The following is a 6,909-nucleotide window of genomic DNA, read 5'->3' on the forward strand; positions in this document are numbered from 1 at the left end:
GCACCGGCTTTGCGGTCGGCGGAAAGCTGGTCCTCGCCCGCAGCGCGTTGCCCCACCGCCGCCGCACCGCCACGGTGGGGCAAAGTTGCGGAGGGAAGCCGCCATGCAATCGAGCATCATTTCCTTGAGGAATATTCCCATTCCTCGGCGCCCGAGGTCTTCCTCGCCGCCTGTTCGCAGCGCACGAAGCGCATCCGCCTCGGCCATGGCGTGATGCTGATGGCGCCGCCCTACAACCACCCGGCGCGGGCGGCCGAACGCATCGCGACGCTCGACCTCGTCGCCAACGGCCGCGTCGAATGGGGCACCGGCGAGAGCGCCACGGCGATGGAGATGGGCGGCTTCGGGGTGAAGCCGGAGGAGAAGACCGCGCTCTGGGCCGAGGCGACGGAGCAGGCCGCGAACATGCTGGCGATGACGCCTTATCCCGGTTTCCGGGGCGCCAGCTTCGAGATGCCCTGCCGCAACATCCTGCCCAAGCCGGTGCAGCGCCCGCATCCGCCGATGTGGATGGCCTGCTCGCGGCGCGAGAGCATCCACCGCGCCGCGCGCAACGGCATGGGCGCGCTGACCTTCGCCTTCGTCGCCCCGGAGCAGGCGGCCAAATGGGTGGAGGAATACTACGACATCATCCGCTCCGAGGACTGCGTGCCGCGGGGCCATACGGTGAACCCGAACATCGCGCTGGTCAGCGGCATGTCGGTGCACGAGGACGAGCAGGAGGCGATCCGCCGCGGCCTGGACGGCTTCCGCTTCTTCGGCTATGCGGCGAAGGCCTGTGAGGAGCAGCCGGGATGATGCTGGACCGCGACGCAGCCCAGATGCTGGAGGCGATCGCCAGCGCCGCACGCCCGCCCTGGGACGCGCTGAGCCCGGAGGAAGCCCGCGCCTCCTATATGGCCGGGCGCGAGGCGACCATGCCCGCGCCGATGCCGGTCGCCGAGGTGCGCGACATCGCCATTCCCGGCCCGCATGGCGCCATCCCGCTGCGGCTCTACCGGCCCGCCACGGCGCCGGCCAGTGGCAGCCCTGCCCTGGCCTTCTTCCATGGCGGCGGCTGGGTGCTGGGCAATCTGGAATCGCATGACGGGGTCTGCCGCCATCTCGCCGGGCGCAGCGGCTGCGTGGTGGTGGCGGTGGACTACCGCCTGGCCCCGGAACACAAATTCCCCGGGGCGCTGGACGATGCCTTCGCCGCGACGCGATGGCTGGCGGCCGAGGCGCTGGCCCTGGGCCTGGACCCCACGCGCCTCGCCGTGGGCGGGGACAGCGCGGGCGGCAACCTCGCGGCGGCCGCATGCCTGCTGGCGCGCGAGGCCGGCGGCAGCCCGGCGATCGCCTTCCAGCTCCTGCTCTACCCGGCCACCGATTTTGCGATGGACACCGGCTCGCATCGCAGCTTCGGCGAAGGCCACCTGCTGACCCGGGCGAACATGGTGTGGTTCCGCGACCACTACCTGAACCATCCGGGCGAGGCCGCGGACTGGCGTGCCTCGCCGCTGCGCGCCGCCTCGCTGGCCGGGCTGCCGCCGGCCTATGTGCTGACGGCGAGCCATGACCCGCTGCGCGACGAGGGCGAGGCCTTCGCCCTGCGGCTGGTCGAGGCCGGCATCCCGGTCACCCTCTGGCGCGTGCCGGGGCTGATCCATGGCTTCCTGCCGATGGGCAAGGCCATCGCCGCCTCCGGCGCAGCGCTCGATCGGGTGGCGGCCGCGCTGAGGGCGGGGCTGGCGGGCTGAGCCCCCCCCGATTGGCCCCGCCGTGCGAGGCGTGCAGGATGCCCGCAGCGCTGCGTGAGGACTGCCGATGCCGAGCCTTGATGTCGAAGGCTACCCCATGGCCTATGCCGAGATGGCCTATGCCGAGGCCGGCCAGGGCGCGCCGCTGCTGCTGGTGCATGGCACGCTCGGCGACCAGCGCAGCTTCGCGCCGCAGATGGAACCCCTCGGCGCCGCTTGGCACGTCATCGCGCTGAGCATGCGGCATTGCTGGCCCGGCGGCTGGCAGGAGGGCGGCGATTTCACCATCGACCGCCATGTCGCCGATCTGGCCGGCTTCATCAGGGGGCTCGGCGCCGGGAAGGTGCGGCTGCTCGGGCATTCGCGCGGCGGCCACATCGCCTTCCGCCTGGCCGAGCGCCACCCGGAGCTGCTGGATGCGCTGGTCCTGGCCGAGCCCGGGGGCGAGCTGGATGCGAGCCTCGGCGGCGCCCCCGCCGGCGGCCGGTAGGCCGGGGCCTTCGCCGCGGGTGCCGCGCTGATCGCCGCCGGCGAGACCGAGGCCAGCCTCGCCCGCATCGCCGAGCACACCGGCGGCCCCGGCGCCTGGGACCGGCGGCCGGAGCACCGCAAGATGATCAGCCGCGACAATGCCCGCTCCCTGCTCGGCCAGGTCGACGAGCGCCGCGCGCCCTTCTCCCGCGCCGCCGCCGAGGCGATCCGCGTGCCGACCCTGCTGCTCGGCGACGACCGCCGCCAGCCGCAGTTCGGCGCCATCCTGGACGCGCTGGAACGGCACATGCCCCAGGCCCGGCGCGAGACCATCCCGATGGCCGCACGCGGGCTGAACCACGACAATCCGGAGGCCTTCAACCGCGCGGTGCTCGGCTTCCTCGCCGCGGCCTGAGGCGGCGCTACCCCACCGGTACCGCCGTGCGGAACGCCTGCTGGCAGTCGCGCAGCAATTGCCGCACCGCCTCCTCGCGCGCCGCCAGCGCCTGGTGCGGGCCGGTGACGACGATGCCGGTGACCTGCCGGGCGACCTCGCGCAGCAGCGCCTCCTCCGCCGCCGCGTCGCGCGGCGGGATCGAGAGAGCTATGCTGGAATCTGGGTGACGCGGTGATCAGGCGGCGTGTTGTGCTGGCGTATGGATGACCTCGACGCCATTCTTGAATGTGACGCCCTGGATGACCTTGGGCAAGTGGTTTTCGCCCTTCAGCTTGTGCCAGGTTTTGGCGGCGGCCATGACCAGCTTGAAGACCATCAGCCGGGCGGTGTCCTGCGACAGCGCGCCCTTGGTCCGCACCGTCCGGTGCCGCACGGTGGCAAACACGCTCTCGATGGGGTTCGAGGTGCGCAGGTGATCCCAATGCTCGGCGGGGAAGTCGTAGAAGGTCAGCAAGGCGTCGCGGTCCTGCCGACAGACTGGGCGAGCGCCCAGGCGAGGACGGTCGGATCCATGGTCGTCCCCCTCTCAGAGCCTGACCCAAAAGTGCTTGCCCCGGCTCGGGGTCGGATGATTCACCCTGTGGCACAACGGCTTTGTGGTGCTCTGGGATGGCCGAGGCGGCGGCGCTGCTGGTCCTCAGAAAAAAAGCCGCGGCGATCTGGGGGGACGGCGAGGACGCATGATCAGCACCCTGGATCGCCAGAACGCCATGACGCTGATCGGCGAGGCTGCCACCGCTGGCGCCCGGCAGTCTCTGGCCTGCACGGAACTCGGCATCGATGCCAGGACGGTCAGGCGCTGGTGTGAGCGAGAGAGCGCCGATCTGGCGGCCGAACTCGTGCGCAAGGCGGTGCTGGCCGAGGGCTGCGTGCTGACGCCGCTGGTCCTGCACGCGGACAACGGCAGCCCGATGAAGGCGGCGACGATGAAGGCGACGCTGGAACGTCTGGGCGTGATCGCCTCGTACAGCCGGCCGCGGGTGAGCGACGATAACCCGTTCTCGGAGGCGCTGTTCCGGACGTGCAAGTATCGCCCAAGCTGGCCCTCGAAGGGCTTTGCCAGCAAGAGCGAGGCGCAGGCTTGGGTCGAGGGCTTCGTGCGGTGGTACAACACGGAGCATCGCCATAGCGGGATCCGCTTCGTGACGCCGCAGATGCGCCACAGCGGGATCGAGGTGGCGATCCTGAATGGGCGGGCGGCGGTCTATGCGGGGGCGCGGGCGGCCAACCCGTCGCGCTGGACGGGGCCGACACGCAACTGGCAGCCGATCGGGCCGGTGACGCTGAACCCGGATCGCACTGTCCCTGCCGCCGCCGGCGATGGTGAAGCGCTGCTTTCCAGTTCGACTGGCGCGCCTGCTTTCCCGTCCCGACCTGGCTCTCGTCGGGCCGCAGCGAGCACCGTGGCACCGTCTCTCCAGGTCGAGCGGCACGCCAGCTGATGTCCGTCGCGCCGTCCCTCATATCCTCCGTGCCCCAGGCAGGCCCGCGCACGCCGCGCGGCCGCGCCGGCGACGCCGGAAATCAGAGACGGCTCACCACATCCCAGCGGACAACTTCGTTGACAACCACCATGCGCAGCAGATACGTCGGAGGCAGACGCGCTCGGTTGAGACACTCGATTCAACGGCATTTCCAAGACACTCATCAACAGCGAGATCGGCTGTGTCGACCGGTCAGCGAGGAGGAAACAATGAACTTCACCAACGGCAGTCGCCGCGCATTGCTCGGCGGCGCGGCGCTCGCCGCCGCGACGGCCGCAATGCCCGAACGCTCCGCGAGGGCGCAGGGGCGCGAGCCGGATAGGCCGAAGTTGCGTCTTGGCATTATCACGGATCTCTCTGGGCCTTATGCGGATCTTAGCCGTCCGGCGGAGGCTTGTGCGCGCCAAGCGCTGGAAGATTTCGGCGTCTCTGCGCGTGGCTGGGACGTGGATGTCCTGGTCGCCGACCACCAGCACAAGACCGACGTCGCCGCTGCCACGGCGCGTCGCTGGTTCGATCAGGATGGCGTCGACGCGCTGGTGGATGTCTCGACTTCGGCAACCGCGCTCGCGATCAACGGAATGGCGCGTGAGAAGAACAAGGTCTTCCTCGCTACCGAACCGGGAACCAGCGAACTCACCGGCACATCCTGCAGCCCGAACACCATCCACTGGGTCTGGGATACCGCGATGCTTGCGCGATCCTTGGGGTCGGCATTGCTGGCTCAGGGCCAGGACAGTTGGTTCTTCCTCGGTGCGGACTACGCGTTCGGACACCAGATGGCGCGGGACACCGCAGCGGTGGTGCAGGCAAAGGGTGGAAGGGTGGCTGGCAGCGTCTTCCATCCATTCCCCGGCACCTCCGATTTCTCGTCCTTCCTTTTGCGCGCGCAATCCTCCCGCGCCAAAGTCCTGGGCATCTGCAACGCGGGCGCGGATCTGATCAACACGGTCAAGCAGGCTCGCGAATTCGGCCTGGACAGGAGCATGAAGATCGTTGGTATGCTCACGTACGACACGGTCATCCATGGGCTCGGGCTGGAGACGGCGCAGGGCATGCAGATCGCGGCTTCGTACTACTGGGACCTGAATGATCGGACGCGCGCCTGGCAGGCGCGTGTGCATCCAAAGACGCCGAATTTATACCCCAATATGGGAACAGCGGGCATCTACTCCGCCGTCTTGCATTACCTGAAGGTCGCTGCGGATATGGGTGTCGCCGAGGCCAAGCGGGACGGCAGAGCGACCGTCGCACGCATGAAGGCGATGCCTACCGACGACGACTGCTTCGGCGCAGGCACTATCCGGGACGACGGCCGCAAGATGCACCCGGCCTACATCCTGGAGGCGAAGACACCCGCAGAAAGTCGACATTCCTGGGATCTGCTGAAGACGGTCGCAGTGGTGCCTCCGGAAGAAGCGTTCCGTCCCATGAGCGAAGGTGGCTGCCCGCTCGTGCGAGGCTGACGGCAGCGAACAATCAAAAGGTCGAAGGAAGTTGTCCATGGAGTTCAAGGGGAAGGTCGCTCTCATCACCGGCGGCGGCGGCGGCATCGGGCGGGCCACATCTCTAGCGTTCGCGCAAATGGGTGCGCGTGTTGTCGTCGTGGATAGCGATGCGTCCGCCGGGGAGGAGACGGCCAAGCTGGTGCGGAGCACTGGCCGCGACGCTCGCTTCGTGCGGGCCGATGTCACGAAGTCGGCCGATGTAGAGGGCTACGTGAAGGCAGCCTTGGATGCTTTTGGCACCATAGACTGCTTCTTCAACAACGCTGGCATCGAGGGAAAGGTCTGCCTGACAGGTGAGTACGACGAGGAAGTCTTCGACGCCGTCATCGCGGTGAATCTGAAGGGCGTCTTCCTCGGCCTCAGGCATGTCATCCCGGTCATGCTGCGCCAGAAGGGCGGTTCCATCGTCAACACGGCTTCGACAGCCGGCGTCGCGGGGTCGCCTGGCCTTTCCGCGTACGTCGCCTCCAAGCACGGCGTGATCGGACTGACCCGGACCGCTGCGACCGAGTATGGACGCTACGCCATCCGGGTGAACGCGGTCTGCCCAGGCCCTACGGACACCAGGATGATCCACTCGCTGGAAGAGCAATCGAGCCCTGGCGGCAGCAACAACGCGCGGGAACGGTACCAATCGTCGATCCCGATCGGTCGCTACTCCACGCCCGAGGAGATCGCGAACCTTGTGCTCTTTCTCAGTTCCGATCTCGCCGCGAGCATCACGGGCGGACAGTACCTGATCGACGGCGGGCGTGGGGCAAGTCCTACGCGCTAGGGAACAGTTTCCCTAGCGAAGGCCGCACTTGAGGAGGCAGATGCCCGAAGACCCGGCGGCATCAAACGTGGCTGCGTTCTTTGTGCGCCTCCGTGCGGCGTCCGATCTAGCACCCGGGCAAGCCGCACCACAGGAGACCTCTGCGAAACGCCTTGCTGATGGCGTCGAGTGCTGATTCTCTGTAAGCGCAGCTTCGGCACCCTGTTCTGGGTGGCTTGACGCTCAGCTGTTTTTCGCGGGCGCCCAGTGCCAGGGCAAGCGCGCGCGCCTTCTCGACCAGTTGGCCGCGACGCTCATCGAGCCGGAGCTTGCGCTCCTGCGCCTTGAGCATCTCGTTGGCGGTGCGCGCATTGTGGAAGCTGCTGCCGCCCGCGGAGGGTGTGGGCAGCGGCTCCGGAATGGGTGGCGCGACGACTGCCGGCCGCGGCGGGGCCGGGGGTGGCGAAGGCGAAGGCGAAGGCGCCGGCTGTACCGG

7 protein-coding genes and 2 pseudogenes are annotated in these 6,909 nt (G+C 68.7%); 8 read left to right on the plus strand and 1 reads right to left on the minus strand.

The features are described 5' to 3' along the window. Positions 1–9 precede the first annotated feature (9 nt). The 5 genes from C8P66_RS22065 to C8P66_RS23675 all read left to right on the plus strand — a co-directional run bounded on the left by C8P66_RS22065 (position 10) and on the right by C8P66_RS23675 (position 2,834). Positions 10–798 carry an LLM class flavin-dependent oxidoreductase gene (locus C8P66_RS22065; protein ID WP_111400455.1) on the plus strand — a complete coding sequence of 263 codons (789 nt, stop codon included), beginning with the start codon at positions 10–12 and terminating at the stop codon, positions 796–798. After that, positions 795–1,739: an alpha/beta hydrolase gene (locus tag C8P66_RS22070; protein WP_111400456.1), complete on the plus strand. Its 945-nt coding sequence runs from the start codon at positions 795–797 to the stop codon at positions 1,737–1,739. Before C8P66_RS22065 ends, C8P66_RS22070 begins: the two co-directional genes overlap by 4 nt. A gap of 67 nt (positions 1,740–1,806) precedes the next feature. After that, complete coding sequence (locus C8P66_RS22075; RefSeq protein WP_111400457.1) at positions 1,807–2,229, plus strand: alpha/beta fold hydrolase; 423 nt, start codon at positions 1,807–1,809, stop codon at positions 2,227–2,229. A 123-nt stretch (positions 2,230–2,352) separates the two neighbouring features. Then, entirely contained in the window at positions 2,353–2,625 is a 273-nt protein-coding gene (locus tag C8P66_RS22080) for an alpha/beta fold hydrolase (protein WP_111400458.1), read from the plus strand. A 26-nt stretch (positions 2,626–2,651) separates the two neighbouring features. Then, a complete protein-coding gene (locus C8P66_RS23675; RefSeq protein ID WP_146423030.1) occupies positions 2,652–2,834 on the plus strand; it encodes a hypothetical protein in 183 nt (60 codons plus the stop codon). 8 nt (positions 2,835–2,842) lie between these two features. On the opposite strand, the pseudogene C8P66_RS22085 reads toward C8P66_RS23675, so the two are convergent. Beyond that, positions 2,843–3,136, minus strand: a pseudogene (locus C8P66_RS22085) (transposase); the annotation flags it as partial. 340 nt (positions 3,137–3,476) lie between these two features. Between C8P66_RS22085 and C8P66_RS24575 the strand changes: the two are divergent. From C8P66_RS24575 to C8P66_RS22100, 3 genes and pseudogenes are all read left to right on the plus strand, one after another. Then, positions 3,477–3,968 (plus strand): annotated as a pseudogene (locus tag C8P66_RS24575) (transposase); the annotation flags it as partial. Positions 3,969–4,360: 392 nt separating this feature from the next. Further along, on the plus strand, positions 4,361–5,617 hold the full coding sequence (locus C8P66_RS22095) for an ABC transporter substrate-binding protein (RefSeq protein ID WP_111400460.1): 1,257 nt from the start codon (positions 4,361–4,363) through the stop codon (positions 5,615–5,617). Between the two features lie 37 nt (positions 5,618–5,654). Next, positions 5,655–6,434, plus strand: a complete 780-nt coding sequence (locus C8P66_RS22100) for a glucose 1-dehydrogenase (RefSeq protein WP_111400461.1) — start codon at positions 5,655–5,657, stop codon at positions 6,432–6,434. Positions 6,435–6,909 lie beyond the last annotated feature (475 nt).

The organism is Humitalea rosea, from assembly GCF_003253705.1.
Classification (GTDB): domain Bacteria; phylum Pseudomonadota; class Alphaproteobacteria; order Acetobacterales; family Acetobacteraceae; genus Humitalea; species Humitalea rosea.